This window comes from Pseudoduganella sp. GW821-FHT11H04, from assembly GCF_058807935.1.
The window spans coordinates 53,971-79,347 of the sequence record NZ_JBXARE010000016.1; the positions used below are offsets into that span (position 1 = coordinate 53,971).

A 25,377-nucleotide genomic window follows, 5' to 3' on the forward strand; every position below is an offset into this window, starting at 1 on the left:
GGGGGTCTCCTATCCCCCTAGCGTAGCAAAAATGATGCCAATCGGAAACTGATTAATGTCTATCGTGCGCGCTTCCGGTCAAAAATAGCACAATTACAACACCTAATGCTATAAGTAAAACTTGTGGGATGGTTTCACGCATGGTTGCGCGGCGTTGCATTTGTGGCATCAGGTCGCTGACCGCGATGTAAATGAAGCCTGAAGAAGCGAACACCAGCACGAAAGGAATCAGGTTGGTGGCCTTGTCCAAAGTGTAATAACCGAGCAGGCCGCCAGCTACGGCGAGCAGGCTGCACAGCAGGTTGTAGACATAGGCGCGGGTGCGCGAGAAACCGGCATTCAGCAGCACGATGAAATCGCCGATTTCCTGCGGGATTTCATGGGCGATGATGGCGACGCCGGTGACGATACCCAGCTCCGGGTTGGCCAGGAAGGCGGCCGCGATCAGGATGCCATCGGTGAAATTGTGCATGCCGTCGCCCAGCAGGATCATCCAGCCGGCGCGGCCTGCTTCGGCCTTGTCGTGGCCGTGGTGATGGTGGTGGCCGTCGTGTTCGTGGTGGTGCGAGTGGCGCAGGATGGCCAGTTTTTCGAGCAGGAAGAAGGCCAGCAAGCCGGCCAGCAAGGCGCCAAACAGGTGACGCGGGTCGGTGCCCGATTCAAAAGCTTCCGGTAGTGCGTGCAGCAAGGAGGTGGACAGCATGATGCCGACCGACAAGCTGACCATCTTCTCGACCACCTTCGACAGCAGGGCGAACGAAAACACCGCCGCCGCCGTAATGCTGGCAACGCCGGCAATCGTGGTGGCCAGCAGGATGGAAATCAGGACGGGATCGATGATGCTTCCTCGGTATGCAAACCGGGCATTTTACCGCCCGGGCGCATTTTTCGCTAACTTAGGCTACGCCGTTGGCCTTGAACCAGGCCAGAGTACGCTGCCAGCCGTCCTTCGCTTCCTCCGGGCGGTATTCCTGGCGGTAGTCGGCGTTGAAGCCGTGCGGGGCGTCGGGATAGACGTGGATGGTCGATTTGCTATTTCCTTGCGCCAGGCCGGCGCGCATCTGCTCCACGTTTTCCTGGGTGATACCCTGGTCTTTGCCGCCGTACAGGCCCAGGACCGGCACTTTCAGGTCCGGCGCGATGTCGACCGGCAGCTTCGGCCAGGCTGCGGTGCGTTCGCCGGCCAGGCGGCCGTACCAGGCAACGCCGGCTTTCACCCGAGGGTTGTAATGGCTGTACAGCCAGGTGATGCGGCCGCCGTAGCAGAAACCGGTAATGCCAAGGCGGCTAGTGTCGCCGCCGTTAGTGCGCGCCCACTCCACGACCGCATCAAGGTCGGCCATCACTTCGGCGTCAGGAGTTTTGCGGATGATGTTGGCCATCAGGTCGGGGATGGATTGCACGGCGCCGGCATCGCCCTGTCGGACGAAGAGGTCGGGCGCCAGGGCAAGGTAGCCGGCTTTGGCGAAGCGGCGCACTACATCGGCAATGTGCTCGTGGACGCCGAAAATTTCGGAAACGACAAGAATGACCGGGAGCTTGGTTTTGCCTTCGGGCTGGGCGCGGTAGACCGGGACGGTTTGGCCGGCGACTTTGATGTGGATCGTACCCGCGGTGATGCCCTTGGTGTCGGTGCTGATCACGGTTTGGGCCTGGATTGGCATCACTGCGGCGGCGAAACCGGTGCCGAGGGCGGCTTTGATGAATTCGCGACGGTCTACCTTCATGAGTCTCCTGTTGACAAGGTTTGTCTTTGTGGACTGCCAAAAATTGTCAGTGGTGACAAATTTTGGCCTTTTTTAAACCCGGTAAACCGGGGTCAGACCCAGTCTATTCGCCTGCTATTGGTGGGCTTCTGGGCCTTTGACCTTCGAAATAAGTCAAAAACCTTAGACCCGCCCGCGACGGATGATCTGACAGGGTCAGACCCTTGGGTCTGACCCAGGTTTACCGGGTTTAGTGCGCCTCTTCCCAATTGCAGCCAACACCGACTTCGGCCACCAGCGGCACTTTGAGCTCCGCCACGCCCGCCATCAGCTTCGGCAGCATCTCTTTAACTAGCGCCAGCTCCGTATCCGGCACCTCGAGCACCAGTTCATCGTGCACCTGCATGATCATTTTGGACGCCAGCCCCTCGCGCTCGATCCAATCCTGCACCGCGATCATGGCCAGCTTGATCAAGTCCGCAGCAGTCCCCTGCATCGGCGCATTGATCGCCGCGCGCTCCGCACCCTGGCGGCGGGGACCGTTCGGCGAATTGATCTCCGGCAGCCACAGGCGACGCCCGAACACAGTCTGCACAAAACCCTGCGCCTTGGCTTCCGCACGGGTTTCGTCCATATAGCGCTTAACGCCGGCGAAGCGTGCAAAATAGCGGTCGATGTAATTCTGCGCAGCGGTGCGGTCGATACCCAGATTGGCCGCCAAACCGAACGCGCTCATGCCGTAGATCAGGCCAAAGTTAATCACCTTGGCATAACGGCGCTGTTCCGGCTGCACCTCGGAAGGCGCCACCCCAAAGATTTCGGCAGCGGTAGCGCGGTGAATATCCTCGCCTTCGTGGAAGGCGCGCAGCATCGCTTCATCGCCCGAAATATGGGCCATGATGCGCAGCTCGATCTGCGAATAGTCGGCCGACACAATGTGTGCGCCAGGCGGTGCCACGAAGGCCTCGCGGATACGGCGCCCTTCGGCAGTACGCACCGGGATGTTCTGCAGGTTCGGATCATTCGAAGCCAGGCGGCCCGTAATCGCCACCGCCTGCGCGTAGTTGGTATGCACGCGGCCAGTAACTTTGTTGATCATCTTCGGCAGCTTGTCGGTGTAGGTCGACTTGAGCTTGGCCATGCCGCGGTATTCCAGCAGCACTTTCGGCAGCGGGTAATCTTCTGCCAGCTTTTGCAGCACCTCTTCGTCGGTCGAAGGCGCTCCGCTCGGGGTCTTCTTCACGATCGGCAGTTCCAGCTTGGTGAAGAAGATTTCGCCGATCTGTTTCGGCGAGCCGAGGTTGAACGGCTGGCCCGCCAGTTCGTAAGCCTTCTGCTCCAGCTCGAGGATGCGCGCGCCCAGTTCATTCGACTGAGTGGCCAGCAATCCGGCGTCAATCAATACACCGTTACGCTCGATCTTTTGCAGCACCACGGCGGTCGGCAGCTCGATGGTGCTGTAGATGCGGGTCAGGCCCTCATCGCCAGATACCTGGCCGTGCATGGCAAGGTGCAGGCGCAGCGTGATGTCGGCATCTTCCGCCGCGTACTCGGTTGCACGGCCGATTTCAACCTGGTCGAAGCCGATCTGGCTGGCGCCCTTGCCGCACACCTCTTCGTAGGCGATGGTTTTGTGGTTCAGGTGACGCAGCGCCAGGCTGTCCATATCGTGGGTGCGGTGCGACTCGAACACATACGATTGCAGCAGCGTGTCATGGACGATGCCGCGCAGGGCTACGCCGTGGTTGGCAAAGATGTGCGCGTCGTACTTCAGGTTCTGGCCCAGCTTAGGCTTGCTCGCGTCTTCCAGCCACGGCTTGAGCTTGGACAGCACCCAGTCGCGCTGCAGCTGCTGCGGCGCGTCCGGATAACGGTGCGCCAGCGGGATGTAGCAGGCGATACCGGGCTCGGTCGACAGCGAAATGCCGACCATCTCCGCCAGCATAGGTTCCAGCGAAGTGGTTTCGGTATCGAGCGCGGTGAGTTCGGCAGCATCGATGCGCGCAATCCACGCATCCAGCTGTTCCTCGGTCAGCACAGTCTCGTAGCTGATGGTGGCAGGCGGCGCGGCGAACAAGTCCGCGGTGGCGCCCGGCGCTGGTTCGGCGGCACGTGCGGCGGCAGGGCTGCCAGCGGACGGTGCGGCCGGCGTCAGGCCGGACAGTTCGCGCAGCAGGGTCTTGAAGCCGTATTTTGTGAAGAAGGCAATCAGCTGCTCGCGGTCTTCATCCTTGGCGCCCAGCGATTCGGAAATCGACATCATGTGCGCCGACAGGTCACAATCGCACTTGACGGTGATCAGCTCACGTCCCTTAGGCAGCCATTCCAGCGCAGAACGCAGGTTGCCGCCCACCACGCCGCCGATCTTGTCGGCGTTTTCCATGATGCCGGCCAGGCTGTCGTACTCCTGCAGCCATTTCAGCGCGGTTTTCGGTCCGCACTTGGCCACGCCGGGCACGTTGTCGACGGTGTCGCCTATCAGGGTCAGGTAATCAATGATGCGATTTGGCGGCACGCCGAACTTGGCCAGCACGCCCGCCTCGTCCAGCTTCTCATTGGTCATGGTGTTGATCAGCATGACTTTCGAGGTCACCAGCTGCGCCAGGTCTTTGTCGCCGGTGGAAATCACCACGTCCATGCCGGCTTGTTCGGCCTGCACCGACAGGGTGCCCAGCACGTCGTCCGCCTCCACACCCTCCACCATCAGGATCGGCCAGCCCATGGCGCGCACCGCCTCGTGGATAGGTTCGATCTGCAGGCGCAGGTCGTCCGGCATCGGCGCACGGGTCGCCTTATAGTCGGGGTACATATCGTCGCGGAAAGTCTTGCCCTTGGCGTCGAAAACGCACGCGATATATGCAGCCGGGAAGTCAGCGCGCAGGCGACGCAGCATATTGACCATGCCGTGCATGGCGCCGGTTGGATGGCCTTCTGCACTGCGCAGGTCAGGCAAGGCGTGGAAGGCACGGTACAGGTAGCTGGAACCATCGACCAGCAACAGGGTCTTTTGCATAGCAGGTATGTGGTGTAAATCTCAATATTCCATTATCGCAGAGTTTTACAACGGGACAGGAGGGCTTTTGATACAATGGTCAAACCAATAAATTGAACGAAATCCCATCATGAGCGCCCCAATTTCCTGGATTGCCCTCCCCCTCGTCCTGTTGGCTACCGGCGCGGCCGCGCAATCGGCTCCGCCCCAGCAACAGCCGCAAAAGCTGGAGCAGATCGAAGAAGTGGACAACCCGGTAACAGTGAGCTCGAAACCGAGCCCACAGACCAAGATTGTGGAAAAGCGTGAAGGCGGCCGCGTGACCGAAGCTAAGGTCCACAGCGGCGGAAGCACATATACCGTCAAGCCGAATACCCCGGCTGGCAGTGCACTGCCCGGCGATGCCGCCGGCCTGGCCAATCGTGGCCCGCAGTGGACCGTGTTTGAGTTCGACGTCCTCAGCAAGAAGAAGAAACGCTCTGCCGAGGAGGCGGAAAAGGAGGACGGCCCGCCGCCGCCACCTATGCCATCCCAGCCGGCCGCGCCGACTAAGTAAGCGCGCGCCCCGAACGAACATTTAACCTGGTTTCTCATGGCAGTTTTTACCCCGGTCACACTGGAAGATGTCGGCCATTGGATTTCGCAATTCCCTCTTGGCAAAGCCGTCGCGCTGAAAGGTATCGCGTCCGGCATCGAAAACAGCAACTTTTTCCTGACAACGGAGCGCGGCGAGTACGTGCTCACGATTTTTGAAAACCTCACGTTTGCGCAGCTGCCGTTCTACCTGCAGCTGATGCGCCACCTGGCCGAACACGGCGTACTGGTGCCGGCCCCGGTCCCCAACGACAAGGGCGAACTGTGCGTGCCGCTGCACGGCAAGCCGGCTGCCATCGTCTCCAAGCTCGAAGGAAAGCCGCAAATGGCGCCGCAGCCGGTGCATTGCGCCGCAGTGGGCGGCATGCTGGCCCGTATGCACCTTGCCGGCCGGGACTTCAAGCTGGACCAGCCTAACCTGCGCGCCCTGCCGTGGTGGCGCGAAGCGACTGCCGCCGTGTTGCCTCACATCGCGCTGGAACAGGCCCACCTGCTGCACGAAGAAATGAAATTCCAGGAAGCGCTGCACGCTTCCACCGAGTACCACGAGCTGCAACGCGGCCCGGTGCACGCCGACCTGTTCCGCGATAACGTGATGTTCGACGGAGAGCGCTTGACCGGCTTCTTCGACTTCTACTTCGCAGGCTGCGACAGCTGGCTGTTCGACGTGGCGGTGACCGTCAACGACTGGTGCATCGACCTGGCCACTGGCGCCCTGGACGAAGCACGCGTGCGCGGCATGCTGGACGCCTACCACGCCGTGCGTCCATTCACCGCGACCGAACACTCGCTGTGGCCAGCCATGCTGCGCGCCGGCGCCCTGCGCTTCTGGATTTCGCGCATGTACGACCTTCACTTGCCGCGCGCCGCAGAAATGCTGACGCCGCACGACCCTACCCACTTTGAGCGCATCCTGCGCGCGCGCATTGCCGTTCCGGCACCGGAGTTGTATTAAAAATGAGTAATATTCCCGCCAGCACAGGTGTCGCCTGGATCCGCGAAGGCTTCGCCATCTTCCGCAAACAGCCCGGCGGGCTGATGCTGTTGATGCTGGCTTACCTGGTGGCGGGCTTGGTGGTGGGGATCATTCCCATCCTGGGCCAGTTGCTGCCATTCGTGCTGACGCCTGTCTTCACGGCGGTATTCGTGCAAGCCTGCGCCACAGCAGACCGCCAGCAAAACCTGGCGCCGGAAATGTTGCGCCCAATCTTTGAAAAGCCGGTATTCCCGCGATTGCTCGGCCTGGGCTCCATGTTCACGGTGGCGGTTGTAGCGCTGTTCCTGATCTTCGGCGTGGTAGTCGGGGGCGACATCATGCGCCAGCTGGCGCAGCAGCAGCTGCAGCCTGAAGCGGCAGCGGCCGTGGGTAATTTCGGCACTGCCATGCTAGTGGTATTCCTGTTATCCCTGCCGGTCAGCATGGCGATGCTGTTCGCCGCGCCATTAATCTTCTGGCAGCAAATGGGCGTGGGCAAGGCCCTGTTCTTCAGCTTCTTCGGCGTATGGCGTGCACTGCGCGCCTTCATCCTGTTCTTCCTGAGCTGGATGCTGATCGTGATGCTGCTGACCCAGGTCGTGCTGTTCTTGCTGGGCAAGACCCTGCTTGGCATGGCGATCGTCCAATCGCTGCTGATGGTGATCGCGATGATTTTCCAGTGCTCGGTGTACGCCGCTTATCGCACGATTTTCGGCGCGCCGGAGCTGCCAGCCAAGGATGCGTAAAGCGAGTCACGGCTTCTCTACCGTGAACTCGTGTGTAACCATCTTTGCGCTCCGCGCATCATACGAGATCAGCTTATAGCGAGGATTCTTGTAAGGCACCACGATCCAGTGAAAACTGCGTGTTTGTTCGTCAAACATGAACTTGTCCGAAATATTGGCGTACCTGTCTTGTATTCCTAAATCAACTTCCTTGAACGCAAGCCTCTCTGGTCCCGGATATATCTGCACTTCATAGACCTTCCGATTATCTTCCGGGGCCTTGGTGTCTCGCGTGATTCCACGAACGACATGTAGGCTTCCGTCAGGCTTGGTAGAGAATCCAGTTGTCTCCGCAATGGGAAACAGAACTTCGCGCCTCGCCATATTCGATTTGCATAGGTCGAGAACCGCGGCATTTCGAACCACAGACTGCAATAGCCTAGGACCTGCGACATCCAAGATCATGAGGTACTCGCCGCCGTCGCTGGCAACATAGTCACGTAAAGTGTTTCGTTCCGTTGGCGAAGGTGGCAACGACAATACACACTCCCGACCATTGACCAAGCCGCGAACCTTCTTATGGACAACTTCGTTATTGTCTAAGCCCTCAATTTCCAAATTACCCGTGAAATAGCGGCGCAAAGCACGGGAATTTTCTTTCGGAGCATTCAGAACGATGCGTGCTTGGGCCAGATCAATCCCCGCGTTGGTAACATATCCCCAGTCGCTTATCTGTTTCTCGGTCTCAAACCTTCGGGCGTCCACTTTCTTTGTTTCTAATCCATGCTCGGTCACAGTTAATCGCAAAAGCTCAAGGTCAATACTGCGGGTCACAATATGGGAACCATGCCCGCCCAAGGGATCAAACTCTCCCCGCTGATGATAGGTGGTGACAAGTACAAGGAAATTCTGATTGTCGATTTGACGCGCCGCCACGAGGCCATAGTCGTCCCACCTGGTCATCGCATCCCGCGCCGCAGGAACGATACACCCCTGCAGACCGATGAATGTGGTGAGCACCAGCAATTTTTGGATGCGCATAATCAGAACAATATTGATGTTTTAACAAAGTTCATTATATCCCCAACACATGTAGCCACCGGCTGCGCAGGCCCCACGCCGGTATAATGGCGGGATGCAAAATCTCCTCCACAACCTCAATCCCGAACAACTCGCAGCTGTCACCCTGCCACCGCAAAATGCCCTGATCCTGGCCGGCGCCGGATCGGGTAAGACGCGCGTGCTGACCACCCGTATCGCGTGGCTGATCCAGACTGGCCAGGTTTCCCCGGCCGGTGTGCTGGCGGTGACCTTTACCAATAAAGCGGCGAAGGAAATGCTCACCCGTTTGAGCGCCATGTTGCCGATCAATACACGCGGCATGTGGATCGGCACCTTCCACGGCCTGTGTAACCGCCTGCTGCGCACGCACTACAAGGACGCTGCGCTGCCACAGACTTTCCAGATCCTCGACTCGCAAGACCAGCTGTCGATGATCAAGCGCCTGCTTAAGGCGAACAACATCGATGATGAGAAGTTCCCGCCGAAGCAGGTGATGTACTTCATCAACAATAACAAAGACCAGGGCTTGCGCGCCTCGCAGGTGGAGGCCTACGACGCGCTGGAGCGCAAGCTGGTCGAGTTGTACCAGCTGTACGACGACCAGTGCCAGCGCGAAGGCGTGGTGGACTTTGCGGAACTGCTGCTGCGCACCTACGAACTGTTGTCGCGCAACGAGCCGCTGCGCCAGCACTACCAGCAGCGCTTCCGCCACATCCTGGTCGACGAGTTCCAGGATACGAATAACCTGCAATATGCCTGGCTGAAACTGATGGCCGGCCACGGCTCGCAATTCGGTGGTGCGTTGTTCGCCGTGGGCGACGATGACCAGAGCATCTACGCCTTCCGCGGCGCCAACGTGGGCAATATGCAGGCCTTCGAAAGCGAGTTCCGCGTACAGAACCTGATCAAGCTGGAACAGAATTACCGCTCGCACGGCCACATCCTGGATGCGGCTAATATGCTGATCGCGAATAACAGCCGCCGCCTGGGCAAGAACCTGCGCACCGACGCCGGTCACGGCGAGCCGGTGCGCGTGTACGAGGCCAGCTCGGACTTGCAGGAAGCGCAGTGGATCATCGAGGAAGCGAAGTCGCTGATCGCGGAAGGCGCCCTGCGCCGCGAGATCGCCATCCTGTACCGCTCCAATGCACAATCGCGCGTGATCGAACATGCGCTGTTCTCGGCCGGTATGCCTTATCACGTGTACGGCGGCCTGCGCTACTTCCAGCGCGCTGAGGTCAAGCACGCCATCGCCTACCTTCAGCTGATGGATAACCCGCACAATGATTCGGCTTTCCTGCGTGTGGTGAACTTCCCGGCGCGCGGCATCGGTGCGCGCTCGATCGAGCAGTTGCAGAACGCAGCGGCCACTTACAACTGCTCGCTGTACGCCGCCGTGCCTTACATGGTCGGCAAGGCAGGCACCTCGCTAGCAGCCTTCACCAAGCTGATTGAAGGCGTGCGATTCGAGACGCAGCAACTGGCGCTGCCGGAGCTGGTGAAGATCACGCTGGATTCTTCCGGCCTGCTGCAGCATTACACGAACGAGAAAGAAGGCGCAGACCGCGTCGAGAACTTGGAGCAGATGGTCAGCGCTGCCACGCAGTTCGTGTCGGAAGAAGGCTTCGGCCAAGGCGCGCCTGCGCACCTCGGCCCCCAGGCTTCTGCCTCCGCTGGCGCCCAAGTGGTGGTGGCCGATGGCGTGGAAATCATCGACGCCGACGCGCCGCTGGCAACCGTGATGTCGCCGCTGTCCGCTTTCCTCTCGCACGCCTCGCTGGAAGCCGGCGACAACCAGGCGCAGGAAGGCCAGGATGCGCTGCAGCTGATGACGGTGCACTCGGCCAAGGGCCTGGAATTCGACAACGTCTTCATCACCGGCCTGGAAGAAGGCTTGTTCCCTCACGAAAGCAGCTCGAAGGAGGAAGGCGGTGTTGAGGAAGAACGTCGCCTGATGTACGTCGCGATCACGCGTGCCCGTAAGCGTTTATATATGGCGTTCTGCCAGACCCGTATGCTGCACGGCCAGACGCGCTACAACATGAAGTCGCGCTTCTTCGACGAACTGCCGGAGGAATCGCTGAAGTGGCTGACCGCCCGCGTCCAACAGGGCAACTGGTTCAGCACCGGCTCGCGCAAGTCGGCGTGGGATGAGATGCCTTCAGTACCGAGCGCCGACAACCGCCTGGCCGCGCGCATGAACGAACGCTCCGGCGCTTCGGGCGGCTGGCGCATTGGCGAATCGGTGGCGCATACCAAGTTCGGCGAAGGCGTGATCGTCAACATCGAAGGCAGTGGCGCCAACTGCCGCGCGCAAATCAACTTCGGCTCCTTCGGCATGAAGGTGCTCGACCTCTCGGTCGCCAAGCTGGAACGTCTCTGATCCCGCTCAGGGCGGAAATCTTCGCATTTCCGCCCACTCGTTGAGCCATATCGAAACACCTCAAGCAATCGCGTGACACGATTGCGAAATGCGTGCCGAGAGAGTCATTAACGAAAGCAGTATCATTCCTAAAAAGCGAGAAAATGGCATTCTTCGCCGTGAGGTCTGGAAAGACGCCAAAGGGAACGTTACGCACTACAACCTGGCCTACATTAACCGGGAGCTTTACCAGCGCGACAATGGTCGCGTTATCGGATACGACAATTCCCACGGCGAGCATCATCGCCACTTCAAAGGACATATCGAACACGTTGACTACATCAGTTTTCCGGACATTGAAGCACGCTTCGCCCGTGAAGTGGCAGCACTGCAGAAAGGTGGGGAGAAATGGAAAAGATGATCATACGGATTGAAAGCGTGGAAGGGTTTCTCGCTCGTGGTAAAGCACTTGCCTGGAAGATAGATCAAGGGCTCCCGTTAGAGGAAAGTTGCATCCGAAGCTTTGAAGACCCTGAAGACTTGTTGACTCTTTTTACTCCATCGAGACAAGAATTGTTGGCTGAAATACTTCGGGAGCCAGGTTCAGTCCACGAACTTTCAATGCGACTTCAACGTAACTCCGTGGATGTCGAACAGGATGTCCGCATGCTTGTCGACGCCGACATAGTCACTCTGGAAAACGGCACGGTGCAAGGAGTCGCCGAAACTGTCGTATTCGAACTAATTCTACAGCTCGCTCCAGAGGTTTAGCTCTTCGAGACAGCGCGTGAGCTATGCAATTTTGCATAGCCAAAACGCGATTTCTGAGAATTCTCGTGCATCGAAGCATAGCCTACAGTGGGGGCCATCGTTACCCACGGAGGCTATACATGGAAACCCTTCTGATCCCCGCGTCGCTCTTTGCCGGCGGCCTGCTTGCCGTGCAGGCGGGCGCAAATGCGCAACTCTCGAAAGCAACCGGCAGCCCATTTGCAGCAACTACGCTGCAGCTGTCGGTTGGCACGCTTGCGCTCCTGGTGCTTGCGCTGCTCACCGGCACGCTGACCGCGGTCGCGGCCCTGCCCCAGGCCCCGTGGTGGCATGCTGTTGGTGGCGTGGCGAGCGCGTTTTATGTGGTTTCAACGATCCTGCTGTTCCCGCGTCTTGGCGCGATCGTCTCAGTGGGACTTTTCATTGCGGGTCAAATGCTGGCCTCATTTGCCCTTGATGTGAGCGGGCTATCCGGCGGTACGCCGCGCGCTGTCGATGCGCCGCTTGCGCTAGGCATGCTGGCTATCCTGGCTGGAGCGGCGATTATCGTGAAGGGTCAGAGAGGGCAGCAATCGCAGCCTGTGCCGGGTAAGAGTGGCTGGATTGTGCTTGCCTTGCTGGCCGGCGCCGTGTTGCCGGTACAGGGCGTGGTCAATGGCTTGCTGCGGCATGATCTCGGTGCACCATTCGTCGTCGGTGCAGTGAGCTTCCTGGTCGCTACGTTGGCGATGGCTGCGACACTCCTTTTCTCCGCCACTATCTTGCGCGCTCCGGCGCCGTCGCTGCGCGGCCTGCCATCGATGCCGTGGTGGGGATGGCTTGGCGGTTTCGCCGGCGCGATTTACGTCACCACCGTATTCACCGCGATTCCTGTCATCGGAGCGTCGGCAGCAGTTGGCCTGACGGTCGCGGGCCAGCAAGTGGCGTCGGTCTTCGTCGACCGGCATGGCTGGTTCCGACTGCCGAAACGCGAAGTGTCGCTGCTAAGGCTTTCGGGGGTCGTGCTGCTGCTCGCTGGCGTGGCGGCGATCAAGCTGTTGTAACCGGGTTGACGTCTAAACAAATCTCCCCTACTGTGGCGACGGGGGGGATCCATCAAGCCGGCCTGTCTTTGCCTCGTGCAGGGACAGCCTCTACGGGGCTACCCCGTGGGATTTTCATTGTTCAGCATTTCGCCGCATGAGCGGCCTTGCGTTACCACGCAAATCAGCTCACGCATCACGAGACTCGTTGATGGTTCTCCGCCCCTTCCTCGACGCATGAATACTGAAAAGCTCGCCGCGCTTGCCCTCGCAGACACGATGCTTGCCACGGACGGCGGCATGGAAAGCCTGGTCGGGGCATGTGATCGCGTGTTCGATGCTCCGCAACGATGGTCGACGAAGATTTGCGCCGCTCTTATTGAGCGGACGGGCGACAATTTCCATTTCTTCAGCCGACATGAGCTGGCCGATACCTTGCTGCAGCTCCTCGGCCACGGGTTCGATGAAGACGACGCTTCGCCGCCCTTTATCAAATTACCTGAGGTACGGCGCTATTGCATCGATCAGCCAGTACGTCCGCCGAAACCAGCCTGGCTGGCATCACTCGCCTTGCCGGAACTATTCACAGTCGGAGGCCTCGCCAATTGGCTCAACGAACCGGTCGGCGCACTCGAATGGTTTGCAGACCAATGGCGCCTTGAGGGCGATGCGCGATTGCGCCTCCAGCATTACAACTACCGCTGGCTGCCAAAGCGCAGCGGCGGCTTGCGCCTGATTGAAATCCCCAAAGCGCGCCTGCGACGTATTCAGCAGAAAATCCTGCGCCAGATCCTGGACCTGGTGCCGCCTCACCCTTCTGCGCATGGCTTCCGGCGCGGTCGTTCGTGCGTGACCCACGCTGCGCTGCACGCGGGGCAATCTGTCGTCATCCGCATGGATTTGAAGGACTTCTTTCCGAGCATTCAGCTCTCGCGCATTCATGCTCTATTTGAAAAGCTCGGCTACACACCGAGCGTTGCCAGCGTGCTGGCGCGTCTGTGCACCAATCGCACGCCGCATGGAGCTCTCCGCGAAGGTGGTTCATTGAGCTGGGGGGCGCGCAGTGCTTTGCAATCGCCCCACCTTCCACAAGGGTCGCCATGTTCGCCTGCACTGGCCAATCTCTGCGCATACCGGCTGGATATACGCCTTGAGTCCCTGGCGCAGTCGCTTGGTGCGACTTATAGCCGCTACGCTGACGACCTGAGCTTTTCCGGCGGATCGGACTTTGCGCGCGCCGCCGACCGCTTTCACATCCAGGTCGCCGCCATCGCACTTGAAGAAGGTTTCAGCATCAACACCCGGAAGACCAGGCAAATGCGGCAAGGCGTGCGCCAGCAGGTGACTGGCGTCGTGGTCAACGCACATCCCAACGTCGTGCGCGTAGAGTACGACAAGCTGAAGGCGATCCTGACGAACTGCGTGCGCCATGGTCCTGCATCGCAGAATCGCGAGAGCCATCCCAACTTCCAAGCCTACCTGGCAGGAAGGATCTCGTACGTGAAAATGGTCAATACGAACCGGGCGGCGAAGCTGCAGAGACTGTTGGCGAGCGTTTCGTGGGCGTCTTGACCGGTCGCCCATTCAGGTTCGCGCCAGAATCAAGGTCATTGGGATCTCGTCATACACTACGCCATCAACGACGAGGGCGGCGGGTTCGCAGCCCCAGGCTTTAAAGCCTAAAGATTCGTATAGCTTTTTCGCCGCTTCATTGCCCGCGGTGACAGCGAGGCTAACATGGGTAACGCCTTGCAGCGATGCGGCGATTTCCAGGCTGTGCTCCATCAACTTGCGCGCTGCGCCTGTTCCGCGGTGCGCTGTCGCTACGTACACGCCGCGGATATGGGCACGGTGGCATTGCTTTGGACCGCTGTCGCGATCAACGCGCGCTATCGCAATCAGCTTTTCGCCCACGAAGGCGCCCAAATAAATGCGTCCCGAACCAGGCGCGAGCCGCCGTTCGATTTCGCTGAGCGGCGTTACTGATTCTTCATCAAAACTGGCCGTGAAAGCCGATGGCGCTTCACGCAAGCCCTCCAAGCGCAAGGCTTGGTAAGCAGAAGCGTCAGGAGATGAGATGAGTCTGATATTCATGGTGCCAGCATTGTATCCAAGTGGGTCGGTTGATGGGTTTTCGCCACATCTTGTCGCGAAACCGCCAAGCTGTTTTCCGAGGGCTTGAATGTGTAATCAGTGATGCGAATATGCGTCACATATTTCATTCAAAGGAGCCATGATGGAAAACCTAGCCGCAATCAACCAGAAGATTCTGGCCGATGGAGAGTCCCTGCCGCTGGTGCAACTGAAGGATGGCAGCAGAGTGCAAACCGGCACTGTCGCCACGTTGTTGCGCAATATCGAGCTGTACAACGCCGGCGAGCGCGGCGACATTGAAGAGCAATTGGAGGCGGCCATTCCAACCGTTGCGAAGGTAGGCCTGTTCGAACTTTTCCCGCCGGACGAGTGGATTGCAGGAAGCAATGAAGGTCGCCGGTTGGTCGGAACGATGGCGGCTCGTTTTCTTGCATTTAAATAGTTAATTTCTGACAGGATTTTTTTCTGCTAGATTAAGGAGGGGGCTGTCCACACTGAAATATTTGAAAAATAAGGGTGGCAATGTTCGACTACCTGATTCTCGTCCTCGGCGCGCCCGACAGCAGCGTGCTTTACCTTGGCCACTACGATCCCGTGCTGGTCAGCCTGTCGGTGGCAGTCGCCATTTTCGCCTCCTACGCCGCGCTGCTGGTGGCGCAATTGCTGCCGTCCGCCGGCAGCCGTGCGCGCCGCGCCGGCTGGCTGGCTGCGGGCGGGGGCTGCCTGGGCCTGGGCATCTGGGCCATGCACTTTGTCGGCATGCTGGCCTTCACCCTGCCCTGCGCGAATAGCTATGATGCCGGCTTGACGGTTCTATCTACCGTTCCCGGCATGCTGGCCAGCGCGCTTGCCCTGCATGTGATCAGCCAGGGACCTCCCAATACGATCCGTCTCTGGCTCGCCGGTACGCTGCTCGGCGCAGGCATCGGCGCCATGCACTACACCGGCATGGCCGCCATGCAGTTCGACGGCATGATCCACTACGACTTGCGCCTGTTCCTATTGTCGATCGTGGTTGCGGTGGTCATGGCCACACTGGCGTTGTGGCTGAAGTTCCGGCTGGCGCGCCTAAAAGGTCGCTGGGCCTCACCGCTGTGGAGCTCCGTCGTCATGGGCCTGGCCGTGGCCTGCATGCATTACACAGCTATGGCGGCGGCCTACTTCGTCCATGATGGCCAAACCACAGGCGCCGGTGGGACCGATGCGGCGCATATCAGCCCGAGCACGCTGGCCGCTTCGGTGCTCGTGCTTACAAGCCTGCTGATCGTGGTCACCATCGTCGCCACTTATGTCGGCAAGCGCCGTTTGTTCACCTTCGAACGTTCGTATCGCCTGATTGGCCTGCTGATCCTCGGCTGGACTGTGATCGCATGGCTGGGCGCCAGCTACTTCCAGCAGCGCATGGCCGATGAACTGTATCAGCACGAACGGCAGCTGGCGCAGGAACAGGCGGCCAACGTCGCCAGCAATATCGAGGAAAGCACGGCCCGACTGCGCGGCTTTGCACTGATGCTGGCGCGCGATCCCGGCATCCGCCAGATCGCGGTGCAGGGCGCGGATACGCCCGGTGCAAATGAACGCCTGGCAGAAATGGCGCGCGCGCTGAAAGTGGACAGCATGTTCGTCCTGGATGCCGCCGGCATCACACTTGCCACAGCCGCCGATGCACCGCTGTACGTTGGCCGCAGTTTCGCCGACCGCGATTACTTCACCCAGGCGCGCGCCGGCCAGGTGGGGCAGCAATATGGCGTGAGCCGGGACGGCAAGGTGGGCGGACTGTATTACGCCCATGCCATCCGCGATGGCGAAAAATTCCTCGGCGTCGCCGTGGTCAAGCTGAATGCTACCGCGCTGACTGCGATGGCCGGCCAGTCGCGAGCCTGGATAGCCGATGCGAATGGCGTCATTATCTACGCAAGCGATGCCGCCCTTCGCCACCAGGCATTGCCCGATGCGCGCGTGCACACGCTGGAACGGGCGCAGCGCCGCCAGCGTTATGCGCGCGAAAGCTTCGAAAGCCTGTCGCTGCAAGCGTGGGATGATGCCGACATGCCAGCCGTGGCGCGCGTTGCCGGCGCCAAGGTGCCGAGCGTGCTCGCCAGCCGCTCGCTGGCCGACGGCATGCTGACGGTGACCGTGCCTCGCCCATTGCCCGCCCTGCTGCACCAAGGCGTGCGGCGCTTCTGGCTCTTCCTGCTGATCGAGTTCGCCGGCAGCATGCTGGTGGCCGCAGCCACTGCCACCGCGCTCTACCTGCGCGAGAAGCAAAAAGCAGACGCCGACCTGCGCGTTGCCGCCACCGCTTTCGAGTCACTGGAAGGCATGGCCATCACCGATGCCGACCATGTGATCTTGCGCGTCAACCGCGCCTACACGGACATCACCGGTTTTTCCGAACGCGATGCGCTGGACCATGAACTGACAGTGTGCGACGAACCCGCCCTGCAGGAGCGCATCTGGGACGGCGTGGCGGCCCACGGCGCATGGCAGGGGGAAGTCTGGCAGCAACGCAAGAACGGCGGGCGCTTCCCGTGCTGGCTGGTGGTGACGGCAGTGCGCGATGCTGCCGGCAGCATCACCCACCATGTCTGCGCCCTGACCGACATCACCGAACGCAAGGCCTCGGAGCAGGAGATCCGCAACCTGGCGCTGTTCGACTTCCTGACCCAGCTGCCTAACCGGCGCTGCCTGATGGACCGCCTGCAGCATGCGCTGGCGGCAAGCGCGCGTACCGGCCAATGCGGCGCCCTGCTGTTTATCGACCTGGACAACTTCAAGGATCTGAACGACACACTGGGCCACAATATCGGCGACGAGCTGCTGCAACAGGCTGCGCGCCGCTTCGTCGGCTGCGTGCGCGAAAGCGACACGGTGGCGCGGCTTGGCGGCGACGAATTCGTGATCATGCTGGAGAACCTGGCCGACGATTCCGAACTGGCAGCCGAACAGGCGCGCGCCATCGGCAGCAAACTTCTGGCGCGGCAAAACGAACCTTACGTCATGGGGCCGCACGAGCATAGCTGCACATCCAGCGTCGGCATCACGGTATTCCGCGGCGAACAGGAAAGCGTGGAGGACTTGCTCAAACAGACCGACCTGGCGATGTACCAGGCGAAAGCAGCTGGCCGCAACACCATGTGCTTCTTCGACCCCGCCATGCAGACTGTTGTCAGCGCGCGGGCCGCATTGGACTCCGACCTGCGCCAGGGCCTGTCACTGCAGCAGTTCATGCTGCACTATCAGCCGCAAGTCGATGCCGAGGGACGCATCACCGGCGCCGAAGCGCTGCTGCGCTGGCAGCATCCCTCGCGGGGCCTGGTACCGCCCATGCAATTCATCCCTGCTGCCGAATCCTCCGGCCTGATCCTGCCGCTTGGCGCCTGGGTGCTGGAGCAGGCTTGCGCCCAATTGGTGGCATGGTCCCATGACCCGGTCACGGCGGAGCTGGAACTGGCCGTGAATGTCAGCCCGCGCCAGTTCCACCAGCCCGACTTCGTGGAGCAAGTGATGGGAGCGCTGGTGCGCAGCGGCGCAGCACCCCGCCTGCTTAAACTGGAGTTGACGGAAGGCTTGCTGCTGGATGATGTGGAAGCGTCGATTGCCAAAATGGCGCTGCTGGCGGCGGCCGGCATCGGCATATCGCTGGACGATTTCGGCACCGGCTATTCCTCGCTGGCCTACCTCAAGCGCCTGCCGCTTAGCCAGTTGAAGATAGACCGCTCCTTTGTGCGCGACATCCTGCACAACACCGACGATGCCGCCATCACCAAAACCATCCTGACGCTGGCCAGCAGCATGGGGCTGTCGGCTATTGCGGAAGGCGTGGAGTCCGTGGAGCAGCAAGACTACCTTGCGCGCCAAGGCTGCCTCGCCTTCCAGGGTTATCTGTTTGGGCCGCCGCTGCCGGTAGCCAAGTTCGAGGAGCTGCTGCAGCCAGAGCAGCTGGAACGCGCCTAAGCTTTTGAAAGTCGGGGTCAGGTCGAGCAAACAGACACGGGCTCAACAGCATCGCTGTTGAGCCCGTGTCTGTTTGCTCGACCTGACCCCGACTTTTATTACATAAGCGGCTTGGCGCTGCCGTTGGTGATGGCGTCTTCGATCAGGGCGCGGGCCGCTTTGTCGGCTTCGCGGGAGAGGCGACCTTGTTCGCGGCCTAACTCGCCCATCTTGCGGCCCATTTCGTGCAGGGGCTTGGAGGCTTCGGCAATGCGGGCGTGGATCGCTGCCATCGGTGCTTGGCGTGCTGCCAGCGCGGCGTGGCGGGCGCCGATTTCGGCGCCGTTGCGGGCCATTTCTTCAGTCAGCGGTTGCATTTGCTTGCGCAGGTCGTCCATGTCACGTTCAAGCTGGGCGCGGGTCTTGTCGTCGGCCATTTCCATCTTGCGGCTGGCTTTTTCCATGGCGCGGCCGACGCGTTCTTGCTGGCGTGCGGACTTTTGCATCTTGCGTTCGATCTCGCGTTCCATCTCGCGCTGGGCGGCTTGTTGCTCTTTGCTGCCCATGGCAGCTTCGACTTCCTTCTCGATTTGCTCGCCCATGGCTTCAACTTGCTTGCCTTGGATTTCCATCAGCTTGCCCTGTTCTTCCATCTTTTTGCCTTGCTCTTCGGCTGGCTGCCAGGCGGCTTTGACTTTGGCCAGTATGGCTGGGTCCTGGATCAGGTAGGCCTTGCCGTCTTTGCGAACGTAGATATAGTCGCCCTTGGTTTCCTGTTTCAGGCGCTGGGCGGCGGACAGGTCGCCATTGCGGCCGTGGACGTTCATCACCTGCTGCCCGTCGCGCACGATGGCGTAGGCGGTGCGGTTGCCGTCTTCGAAGTTGTAGTTGTTGCTGCCATGGTAGTCCTTCAGCTCTTTCGGAGGCTTAGGTGCCTTTGGCGGCTTCGGTGGCTTAGGCGGGGGCGGCAGGTCGGCCGGCATTGCCGGTACGGCCGGCGGCGCTGCATCCGGCGCTGGAGGCGCAGGCGGAGCTGGTGGGGCTGGGAGGGCCGCTGGTGCTGGCGGCGCTGGCGGTGCTGGCTCTACTTCGTGCTGCTGATCGCTGACGTGCATCGGCTCGGCGGCTGGCGCTTCGGCTGCAGCTGGGGCTTCGGGGGCGGCTGCGGCTTCTGGCGCGGCAACAGCTATTGCGGCCGGTGCGGCAGCGGCGGCAGGCAATGCGCTGGCGCTCGGCATGGCGTGGGCATACAGCGCGGCGCAGGCCGCAAAAATTCCTAACAAGGGGGTCGCCATCTTCCAGCTCAGTGGTTGTGCAGCGGGACGGATCAGGCGTTTGATTCGGGACATGAGGTCTCCTCCATGTGCCGCGGGGGCAGCAAAGTGAGTGGTGGTGAACTGGAATTTATCCAGCTCGGAAAGTGCAAGTGCCAGGCGCCGCGGTTCGCCGAGCGTGCTTGCGGCTAAGTCGTCTGCAATCTGTTCGCGTTCGCGGCGGATGCATTGCGACAGCATCCACACGCTTGGGTGGTAGAACAAGAAAATCTCGATGCCGCTTTGAACCAGGTTGACCAGGTAGTCGTGGCGGCGTATGTGGGCCAGCTCGTGGGCGAGCAGCGCTTCCAGCAAATCAGGCGGCAGGCCGCTCACCAGGCAGGCTGGCAGCAGCACGATGGGGCGCAGGATGCCGGCAGTGATCGGGCCTTCCAGCGCATCATCGGATACGCCCAGGCGCACCGGGCGCTTGATGCCCATGCGCTGCGCCAGTTCGGTGGCGCGCACTTGCCAGGTGGCGTCGGCGTGGTAGTGGTTCGGGAGGGTGCGTTGGCGTACCCATTGCAGGCCGAGCGAGAGGCGCAGCGTCATCAGGGCGGCGCCGGCGGCCCACAGCATTACCAGCCACGGCATCTGGCGGCGCAGCAGGTATTCCCAGGAGGTCATGGCGTCGACGTCGACCAGCACGGTGTCGGCGGTCTGTCCATCGATTGCGCCGGGGATGGCGGCGATGACGGTGGTTTCAAGGGGCGTTGGCTGGACGTAGCCGGTGTCGGCGGCGTCGGCCAGGCGCCAGGCGAAGTTGGCTAGCGGAAGGGCTGCGCACAGCATAAGCGCGGCGCATGCGACCAGGTAGCGGGTTTGCGGACGGGCGTTGCGGAGCGCGTGCAGGGCCAGGGCTGCCGCACAGCCGATCAGCAAGCCTTGCCACAGGAAGTGCAGCAGGGACCAGCCGAGGGCGGGGATGATGGCGTTTAGCAGGTGGCTCATGGCGCGTGGCTCCGGGTTCTTTGGTGTCCTTGCTAACTAGATTAAATGATCTAGAACTTTGTGTCTAGAAGTTTTTGTCTAGATGCGGATGCGAGGGCTCAGGAGGGAATGTAGCGGAGCGGCGTCGGGGGGAGGTAGGATTTGCGACAGACGGCTCGAATCGTCGACTAAACCGCTGAAAAGCGGGAAACCAGGGTACGACCCAAGGGTCGGACCCCGTCTGTTCACAGCTTAGTAGATGACGACGGAGCGGATGGATTCGCCGCGTTCCATCAGGTCGAAGCCTTCGTTGATGCGGTCGAGCGGCAGGGTGTGGGTGATCAGCTCATCGATTTTGAGCTTGCCTTCCATGTACCAGTCGACGATTTTCGGGACGTCGGTGCGGCCGCGGGCGCCGCCGAAGGCGGAGCCGAGCCAGTGGCGGCCTGTGACCAGCTGGAATGGGCGGGTGGAGATTTCCTGCCCTGCCGCTGCGACGCCGATCACGATCGATTTGCCCCAGCCTTTGTGGCAGCATTCGAGCGCCTGGCGCATCAGCTGGGTGTTGCCGACGCATTCGAAGCTGTAATCGGCGCCGCCGTCGGTCAGTTGCACGATGGCGTCCACCACGTTCTCCACATTGCGCGGGTTGATGAAGTGGGTCATGCCGAACTGGCGCGCCATGGCCTCACGCGCCGGGTTGATGTCGACGCCGATGATCTTGTCGGCGCCGACCATCTTGGCCGCCTGGATCACGTTCAGGCCAATGCCGCCCAGGCCGAACACCACAACGTTGGCGCCTGCTTCCACCTTGGCGGTGAACAGCACGGCCCCAACGCCGGTAGTGACGCCGCAGCCGATGTAGCAGACCTTGTCGAAAGGCGCATCGGAACGGATTTTCGCCAGCGCGATTTCCGGCACCACGATGTAGTTGGAGAAGGTGGAAGTGCCCATGTAGTGGAACAGCGGTTTGCCGTCCAGCGAGAAGCGGCTGGAGCCGTCTGGCATCAGGCCCTTGCCCTGCGTGGAGCGGATGGCCTGGCACAGGTTGGTCTTGCGCGACAGGCAGAATTTGCACTGGCGGCATTCCGGCGTGTAGAGCGGAATGACGTGGTCGTCTTTTTTAAGCGAAGTGACGCCGGGGCCGACGTCGACCACCACGCCGGCGCCTTCGTGGCCGAGGATGGCCGGGAAGATGCCTTCCGGGTCGGCGCCGGACAGGGTGTAGTGGTCGGTGTGGCAGATGCCGGTGGCCTTGATTTCCACCAGCACCTCGCCTGCGCGCGGGCCGTCCAGGTCCACTTCTTCAATCGTCAGCGGGGCGCCCGCCTTCCATGCTACTGCCGCTTTCGTCTTCATCGCCGTACTCCGAATGTGATAAAGACGACAGCATAGCTTAAGTCCTAACGGCGAGCATGGACTCCAACCCCAGCATGTGCGACACCGTGCGCCATAGCTGGCGTGGCGAAGTCCATGGTTTGGGCAGGAAGGCGTGCGCCTGGTGATGCAGCATCGGCTGGCTGGCCGAATACAGCAGCACCGGCGTGTACTGGTCATTCTGGCGCAGGTTACGGATCAGGGTGTGGCCGTCGCCGTCCGGCAGGTCGGGGTCGATCACGAGCAGCGCGAACTCGCCGCGCTGCAGCTGGCTTTGCGCTTCATGGTAGCTGGCGGCGTGCACCACGTGGATTTCCGGCGCCAGCAAAGTGGCCAGCACCACGGCGCTATCTTCATCGGGATCGACATGCAGCACCCGGGGCGCCGGATGCAAATCAAATGGCATATTCATGGAACGGTTCTCCGCACTACAGGGGGTGGTCGGCGGAGCTGGGCCGAAGGATCTTGCCGGGCCGCGAAGGAGGGGCGGCCGCTGGGGTATTGCAGTAGGCGAGGTGGGGCCCACCGAAATAGTCTACCGTAAGTAGATGGGCCGAGGAAAACTATTTTTTTAGTCGTGCATTGAAAGCCGCATGCAAACCATTCAAGGTTTCTTCCGCTGCAAGCAGCTGGTCGGCCACTTCGTTGATCTTGCGCCGGCTCGAGCGCGCGTGGTCGCGCAGCACTTCGAAGGCGGTGTTGCGGTCGGTCTGGAATTTGCACATCAAGAGACCGACGGCCAGGCTGGTTTCGCGACCGGCCGCCAGTGCGGCGTTGAGGTTGATCTCAGTGCGGCGCAGCTGACGGATTTCGTCGGCGCGCGCCAGGCCGGCTTCAAAGGCCGGCATCAGGTGCTGCTCGTCAACCGGCTTCACGACGAAGCCCACGGCGCCGTAGGCGGCGGCCTGCTTGCCGGCGTCGGCGTCGCCGCGGCCGGAGAGGAACATGAAAGGCACGCTGGTGTTGCGGTTGAGCTGCTTGGCCAGTTCCAGGCCCGACATGCCGGGCATGTGGATGTCGAGCAGGGCCAGGTCCGGTTCGCGTTCGGCGATCAAGGCCAGGGCCTGGTCGGAGGAATGCGCCAGCATAGTGTCGTAACCGGCGCGGGCCAGCAGCTCGCCCAGGAACTCGGTCAGGATCTTGTCATCGTCGACGATCAGGATCAGGCGCTTTGGCGGAGTCTGGGCGTTCATTTGGCGGCAACCTTATGGTTATGCTAATGGGGAAATTATAGACTGAAATTCCCGCACTGCCGCCCCTACATCATCGGCCAGGTAAACACTGGTAATTGCGGCCACCATATGCGCGCCTTCAGCCACCAGCGGCCGTGCATTTTCCGGTGTCATGCCGCCGATCACGCACAGCGGCACGCCGATCACTTCGCGCGCGTGGCGCAGGATCGAGGGCTGGGTGGTGACGGCATACTGCTTCACCTTCGAGGGGTAGAAGCCGCCAAACGCCACGTAGCTGGCGCCTGCCGCCTGCGCCGCCTGCGCGCGCGCCAATTCGCCGTAGCAGGAAGCACCAATCAGCTTGTTTGGCCCCAGCGTGGCGCGCACTTCGGCCAATGGCGCATCGGTGCCGCCCAGGTGCACGCCGTCCGCGCCCAGTTCGCGGCACAGCGCCACGTGGTCGTTGATCAGGAAAGGCACACTGTACTTGTGGCACAACTCGCGCAGCGCCCCGCCCTGCTCGCGCCGCAGCGCCGGGCTGGCGTCCTTGTGGCGGTACTGCAGCAGCGCCACGCCGGCGGCCAGCGCCTGCTCGGTCACGGCCAGCAGTTTTTCGGTGTCATCCCAGTTCGGGGTGACCAGGTAAAGTCCTTGCATTACATATGCTCCTTAGCGTTGCGGTATGCGCTGGCCCGGCGCGATGGCGTACGAGGCGGCCAGTGCGCGCTGGGTGTAGCCCTGGGCCTTGGTCAGCGCCTGCGCCATATTGTTGCCCATCGCGAGCAGGGCCGCGATGGCGGCAGCCAGGGTGCAGCCGCTGCCATGGAAGCTGCCGGGCAGGCGCGGCCAGCTCCAGTTCTGCTGGCGGTCCGGCCCCAGCCAGCGGTTGATCACCACGTCGCTGTCTTCGTCATGGCCGCCGGTTACCAGCACGTGGCCGCAGCCCAGTGCACGCAAGGTTCGTGCGTGCGTGAGCGCGTCGCCGTGCGGCGTGCCATGCCATGCGGCGTGGCCGCCGCCTGAAGCGCCGGGCGGCAATGCAGCGTGGCGGGCCATGCCGGCGGCCAGCGCGGCCGCTTCCGGGCCATTGGGCGTGACCAGGGTCGCGAGCGGCAGCAAAGGCGACAGCGACTTGATCGCATCGTCACGGCCAAGCGCGTCACCATGGCCGCTGCGCAGCACAGGGTCCAGCACGACGGGCGGTTCGCTATACAGTTTTGCGGCCCAGCCGGGCGCCGCTTGCGCCGCCTGGCGATGGGTGGCGCGCAGTTCGACGATCAGTTGCGCGATGGCGTGAGCGTTTTCGGCGCTGCCGGGGATGCCGATCTTGACGGCCGCCACCGGCACCTGCGCCATCAGGGTGCGGGCCTGCTGCTGCACCACTTCCGATGCAAGCGGCATGACGGCGTGGACGTGGTTATTGTCCTGCACCGTGATAGCGGTCAGCACCGGCAAGGCGTGCGCGCCCATGGCGGTGATAGCCTGGATATCGGCCGCCATGCCGGCGCCGCCCGAGGGGTCGGCGCCGGAGAACACCAGCACGCAGGGCCGGTCGCTCATGCGAACCTCCCCGCCATCGGCGACGATGGCGAGGCGGCGAAGCGACGCGGGATGCGGCCGGCCAGGAAGGCTTCACGGCCCGCCTGCACGCCCAGCTTCATGGCGCGCGCCATGCGTACCGGGTCGTTGGCGCCGGCGATGGCGGTGTTCATCAGCACGCCGTCGCAGCCCAGTTCCATCGCGATGGCGGCGTCGGAGGCGGTACCGACGCCGGCATCGACCAGCACCGGCACCTTCGACTGTTCGATGATCAGGGACAGGTTCCACGGGTTGAGAATGCCCATGCCCGAACCGATCAGGGAGGCCAGCGGCATCACGGCGCAGCAGCCGATATCTTCCAGCATGCGGGCCTGGATCGGGTCGTCGCTGCAGTAGACCATGACGTCGAAGCCGTCCTTCACCAGCTCGCGCGCGGCGGCCAGGGTTTCCGGCATATTGGGGAACAGGGTCTTCTCGTCGCCCAACACTTCCAGCTTGACCAGCTTGCGACCGTTCAGGAGTTCGCGCGCCATCTGCAGCGTGTAGACGGCGTCTTTCGCCGTGTAGCAGCCGGCCGTATTGGGCAGGATGGTGAATTCATGCGGCGGCACGTAGTCCAGCAGGCTGGGCGCCTTCGGGTCCTGGCCGATGTTGACGCGGCGGATCGCCACCGTGATGATTTCCGCGCCGGCGGCCAGCGTGGCTTCGCGGGTTTGCGGCAGGTCCTGGTACTTGCCGCTGCCGACCAGCAGGCGCGAATTGTATTCCTTGCCGGCGATGGTCAATGGTTTGTCATGCATTTCAAG

General features: G+C 61.6%; 22 protein-coding genes. 10 read left to right on the forward strand and 12 right to left on the reverse strand.

Annotated features, from left to right (window positions below; all coding sequences use genetic code 11):
* Positions 1-52 precede the first annotated feature (52 nt).
* The 3 genes from AC1RTP_RS24655 to polA all read right to left on the reverse strand — a co-directional run bounded on the left by AC1RTP_RS24655 (position 53) and on the right by polA (position 4,719).
* A complete protein-coding gene (locus AC1RTP_RS24655) occupies positions 53-766 on the reverse strand; it encodes a ZIP family metal transporter (protein WP_498611284.1) in 714 nt (237 codons plus the stop codon).
* A 130-nt stretch (positions 767-896) separates the two neighbouring features.
* Positions 897-1,727 carry a dienelactone hydrolase family protein gene (locus AC1RTP_RS24660; protein ID WP_498611285.1) on the reverse strand — a complete coding sequence of 277 codons (831 nt, stop codon included), beginning with the start codon at positions 1,725-1,727 and terminating at the stop codon, positions 897-899.
* Between the two features lie 229 nt (positions 1,728-1,956).
* Positions 1,957-4,719 (reverse strand): DNA polymerase I, encoded by a 2,763-nt coding sequence (gene polA / locus AC1RTP_RS24665; RefSeq protein WP_498611286.1) that lies wholly within the window; start codon positions 4,717-4,719, stop codon positions 1,957-1,959.
* A 109-nt stretch (positions 4,720-4,828) separates the two neighbouring features.
* Here polA and AC1RTP_RS24670 point away from each other — a divergent pair, with 109 nt between their 5' ends.
* From AC1RTP_RS24670 to AC1RTP_RS24680, 3 genes are read left to right on the forward strand one after another with little or no spacing between them, the layout of a single operon-like run.
* Positions 4,829-5,254 (forward strand): hypothetical protein, encoded by a 426-nt coding sequence (locus AC1RTP_RS24670; RefSeq protein WP_498611287.1) that lies wholly within the window; start codon positions 4,829-4,831, stop codon positions 5,252-5,254.
* A 36-nt stretch (positions 5,255-5,290) separates the two neighbouring features.
* Entirely contained in the window at positions 5,291-6,247 is a 957-nt protein-coding gene (locus AC1RTP_RS24675; protein WP_498611288.1) for a homoserine kinase, read from the forward strand.
* Positions 6,248-6,249: 2 nt separating this feature from the next.
* Positions 6,250-7,014 (forward strand): BPSS1780 family membrane protein, encoded by a 765-nt coding sequence (locus AC1RTP_RS24680; RefSeq protein ID WP_498611289.1) that lies wholly within the window; start codon positions 6,250-6,252, stop codon positions 7,012-7,014.
* A gap of 6 nt (positions 7,015-7,020) precedes the next feature.
* Here the strand turns inward: AC1RTP_RS24680 and AC1RTP_RS24685 are convergent, their stop codons facing one another.
* The gene (locus AC1RTP_RS24685) at positions 7,021-8,034 is read right to left on the reverse strand and encodes a hypothetical protein (RefSeq protein WP_498611290.1); all 1,014 of its coding nucleotides are present in this window, start codon (positions 8,032-8,034) and stop codon (positions 7,021-7,023) included.
* Positions 8,035-8,128: 94 nt separating this feature from the next.
* Here AC1RTP_RS24685 and AC1RTP_RS24690 point away from each other — a divergent pair, with 94 nt between their 5' ends.
* The 5 genes from AC1RTP_RS24690 to AC1RTP_RS24710 all read left to right on the forward strand — a co-directional run bounded on the left by AC1RTP_RS24690 (position 8,129) and on the right by AC1RTP_RS24710 (position 13,782).
* Complete coding sequence (locus AC1RTP_RS24690; RefSeq protein WP_498611291.1) at positions 8,129-10,438, forward strand: UvrD-helicase domain-containing protein; 2,310 nt, start codon at positions 8,129-8,131, stop codon at positions 10,436-10,438.
* Between the two features lie 88 nt (positions 10,439-10,526).
* Positions 10,527-10,838: a toxin-antitoxin system TumE family protein gene (locus AC1RTP_RS24695; protein WP_498611292.1), complete on the forward strand. Its 312-nt coding sequence runs from the start codon at positions 10,527-10,529 to the stop codon at positions 10,836-10,838.
* Positions 10,826-11,188: an HVO_A0114 family putative DNA-binding protein gene (locus AC1RTP_RS24700; RefSeq protein ID WP_498611293.1), complete on the forward strand. Its 363-nt coding sequence runs from the start codon at positions 10,826-10,828 to the stop codon at positions 11,186-11,188. Before AC1RTP_RS24695 ends, AC1RTP_RS24700 begins: the two co-directional genes overlap by 13 nt.
* 119 nt (positions 11,189-11,307) lie before the next feature.
* Positions 11,308-12,231: a DMT family transporter gene (locus AC1RTP_RS24705; protein ID WP_498611294.1), complete on the forward strand. Its 924-nt coding sequence runs from the start codon at positions 11,308-11,310 to the stop codon at positions 12,229-12,231.
* A 216-nt stretch (positions 12,232-12,447) separates the two neighbouring features.
* The gene (locus AC1RTP_RS24710; protein ID WP_498611295.1) at positions 12,448-13,782 is read left to right on the forward strand and encodes a reverse transcriptase family protein; all 1,335 of its coding nucleotides are present in this window, start codon (positions 12,448-12,450) and stop codon (positions 13,780-13,782) included.
* Positions 13,783-13,794: 12 nt separating this feature from the next.
* Here AC1RTP_RS24710 and AC1RTP_RS24715 read toward each other — a convergent pair whose 3' ends face one another.
* The gene (locus tag AC1RTP_RS24715) at positions 13,795-14,304 is read right to left on the reverse strand and encodes a GNAT family N-acetyltransferase (RefSeq protein WP_498611296.1); all 510 of its coding nucleotides are present in this window, start codon (positions 14,302-14,304) and stop codon (positions 13,795-13,797) included.
* A gap of 139 nt (positions 14,305-14,443) precedes the next feature.
* Between AC1RTP_RS24715 and AC1RTP_RS24720 the strand changes: the two genes are divergently transcribed.
* Both AC1RTP_RS24720 and AC1RTP_RS24725 read left to right on the forward strand, forming a co-directional pair.
* Positions 14,444-14,746: a DUF7709 family protein gene (locus AC1RTP_RS24720; protein WP_498611297.1), complete on the forward strand. Its 303-nt coding sequence runs from the start codon at positions 14,444-14,446 to the stop codon at positions 14,744-14,746.
* Positions 14,747-14,826: 80 nt separating this feature from the next.
* The gene (locus tag AC1RTP_RS24725; protein ID WP_498611298.1) at positions 14,827-18,261 is read left to right on the forward strand and encodes an EAL domain-containing protein; all 3,435 of its coding nucleotides are present in this window, start codon (positions 14,827-14,829) and stop codon (positions 18,259-18,261) included.
* Positions 18,262-18,359: 98 nt separating this feature from the next.
* Here the strand turns inward: AC1RTP_RS24725 and AC1RTP_RS24730 are convergent, their stop codons facing one another.
* The 7 genes from AC1RTP_RS24730 to AC1RTP_RS24760 all read right to left on the reverse strand — a co-directional run bounded on the left by AC1RTP_RS24730 (position 18,360) and on the right by AC1RTP_RS24760 (position 25,371).
* Positions 18,360-20,504: a M56 family metallopeptidase gene (locus AC1RTP_RS24730; protein WP_498611299.1), complete on the reverse strand. Its 2,145-nt coding sequence runs from the start codon at positions 20,502-20,504 to the stop codon at positions 18,360-18,362.
* A gap of 231 nt (positions 20,505-20,735) precedes the next feature.
* A complete protein-coding gene (locus AC1RTP_RS24735; protein ID WP_498611300.1) occupies positions 20,736-21,842 on the reverse strand; it encodes an S-(hydroxymethyl)glutathione dehydrogenase/class III alcohol dehydrogenase in 1,107 nt (368 codons plus the stop codon).
* Between the two features lie 37 nt (positions 21,843-21,879).
* The gene (locus tag AC1RTP_RS24740; RefSeq protein ID WP_498611301.1) at positions 21,880-22,272 is read right to left on the reverse strand and encodes a response regulator; all 393 of its coding nucleotides are present in this window, start codon (positions 22,270-22,272) and stop codon (positions 21,880-21,882) included.
* 151 nt (positions 22,273-22,423) lie between these two features.
* Positions 22,424-23,053: an ANTAR domain-containing response regulator gene (locus tag AC1RTP_RS24745; RefSeq protein ID WP_498611302.1), complete on the reverse strand. Its 630-nt coding sequence runs from the start codon at positions 23,051-23,053 to the stop codon at positions 22,424-22,426.
* An 18-nt stretch (positions 23,054-23,071) separates the two neighbouring features.
* The gene (gene thiE / locus AC1RTP_RS24750) at positions 23,072-23,689 is read right to left on the reverse strand and encodes a thiamine phosphate synthase (RefSeq protein WP_498611303.1); all 618 of its coding nucleotides are present in this window, start codon (positions 23,687-23,689) and stop codon (positions 23,072-23,074) included.
* A gap of 12 nt (positions 23,690-23,701) precedes the next feature.
* Positions 23,702-24,592 carry a bifunctional hydroxymethylpyrimidine kinase/phosphomethylpyrimidine kinase gene (gene thiD / locus AC1RTP_RS24755; protein WP_498611304.1) on the reverse strand — a complete coding sequence of 297 codons (891 nt, stop codon included), beginning with the start codon at positions 24,590-24,592 and terminating at the stop codon, positions 23,702-23,704.
* Positions 24,589-25,371 carry a thiazole synthase gene (locus AC1RTP_RS24760; RefSeq protein ID WP_498611305.1) on the reverse strand — a complete coding sequence of 261 codons (783 nt, stop codon included), beginning with the start codon at positions 25,369-25,371 and terminating at the stop codon, positions 24,589-24,591. The genes thiD and AC1RTP_RS24760 overlap by 4 nt, the downstream gene beginning before the upstream one ends.
* Positions 25,372-25,377 lie beyond the last annotated feature (6 nt).

Excerpts from the sequence above, each read along its gene's own strand:
- AC1RTP_RS24715 (WP_498611296.1), bottom strand. The coding sequence starts at position 14,304 with ATGAATATCAGACTCATCTCATCTCCTGACGCTTCTGCTTACCAAGCC.
- thiD (WP_498611304.1), bottom strand. The coding sequence starts at position 24,592 with ATGAGCGACCGGCCCTGCGTGCTGGTGTTCTCCGGCGCCGACCCCTCG.
- AC1RTP_RS24705 (WP_498611294.1), top strand. The coding sequence starts at position 11,308 with ATGGAAACCCTTCTGATCCCCGCGTCGCTCTTTGCCGGCGGCCTGCTT.
- AC1RTP_RS24680 (WP_498611289.1), top strand. The coding sequence starts at position 6,250 with ATGAGTAATATTCCCGCCAGCACAGGTGTCGCCTGGATCCGCGAAGGC.
- AC1RTP_RS24740 (WP_498611301.1), bottom strand. The coding sequence starts at position 22,272 with ATGAATATGCCATTTGATTTGCATCCGGCGCCCCGGGTGCTGCATGTC.
- AC1RTP_RS24745 (WP_498611302.1), bottom strand. The coding sequence starts at position 23,053 with ATGAACGCCCAGACTCCGCCAAAGCGCCTGATCCTGATCGTCGACGAT.
- thiE (WP_498611303.1), bottom strand. The coding sequence starts at position 23,689 with ATGCAAGGACTTTACCTGGTCACCCCGAACTGGGATGACACCGAAAAA.
- AC1RTP_RS24690 (WP_498611291.1), top strand. The coding sequence starts at position 8,129 with ATGCAAAATCTCCTCCACAACCTCAATCCCGAACAACTCGCAGCTGTC.
- polA (WP_498611286.1), bottom strand. The coding sequence starts at position 4,719 with ATGCAAAAGACCCTGTTGCTGGTCGATGGTTCCAGCTACCTGTACCGT.
- AC1RTP_RS24700 (WP_498611293.1), top strand. The coding sequence starts at position 10,826 with ATGGAAAAGATGATCATACGGATTGAAAGCGTGGAAGGGTTTCTCGCT.
- AC1RTP_RS24695 (WP_498611292.1), top strand. The coding sequence starts at position 10,527 with ATGCGTGCCGAGAGAGTCATTAACGAAAGCAGTATCATTCCTAAAAAG.
- AC1RTP_RS24685 (WP_498611290.1), bottom strand. The coding sequence starts at position 8,034 with ATGCGCATCCAAAAATTGCTGGTGCTCACCACATTCATCGGTCTGCAG.
- AC1RTP_RS24730 (WP_498611299.1), bottom strand. The coding sequence starts at position 20,504 with ATGAGCCACCTGCTAAACGCCATCATCCCCGCCCTCGGCTGGTCCCTG.
- AC1RTP_RS24670 (WP_498611287.1), top strand. The coding sequence starts at position 4,829 with ATGAGCGCCCCAATTTCCTGGATTGCCCTCCCCCTCGTCCTGTTGGCT.
- AC1RTP_RS24725 (WP_498611298.1), top strand. The coding sequence starts at position 14,827 with ATGTTCGACTACCTGATTCTCGTCCTCGGCGCGCCCGACAGCAGCGTG.
- AC1RTP_RS24675 (WP_498611288.1), top strand. The coding sequence starts at position 5,291 with ATGGCAGTTTTTACCCCGGTCACACTGGAAGATGTCGGCCATTGGATT.
- AC1RTP_RS24720 (WP_498611297.1), top strand. The coding sequence starts at position 14,444 with ATGATGGAAAACCTAGCCGCAATCAACCAGAAGATTCTGGCCGATGGA.
- AC1RTP_RS24735 (WP_498611300.1), bottom strand. The coding sequence starts at position 21,842 with ATGAAGACGAAAGCGGCAGTAGCATGGAAGGCGGGCGCCCCGCTGACG.
- AC1RTP_RS24760 (WP_498611305.1), bottom strand. The coding sequence starts at position 25,371 with ATGCATGACAAACCATTGACCATCGCCGGCAAGGAATACAATTCGCGC.
- AC1RTP_RS24710 (WP_498611295.1), top strand. The coding sequence starts at position 12,448 with ATGAATACTGAAAAGCTCGCCGCGCTTGCCCTCGCAGACACGATGCTT.
- AC1RTP_RS24660 (WP_498611285.1), bottom strand. The coding sequence starts at position 1,727 with ATGAAGGTAGACCGTCGCGAATTCATCAAAGCCGCCCTCGGCACCGGT.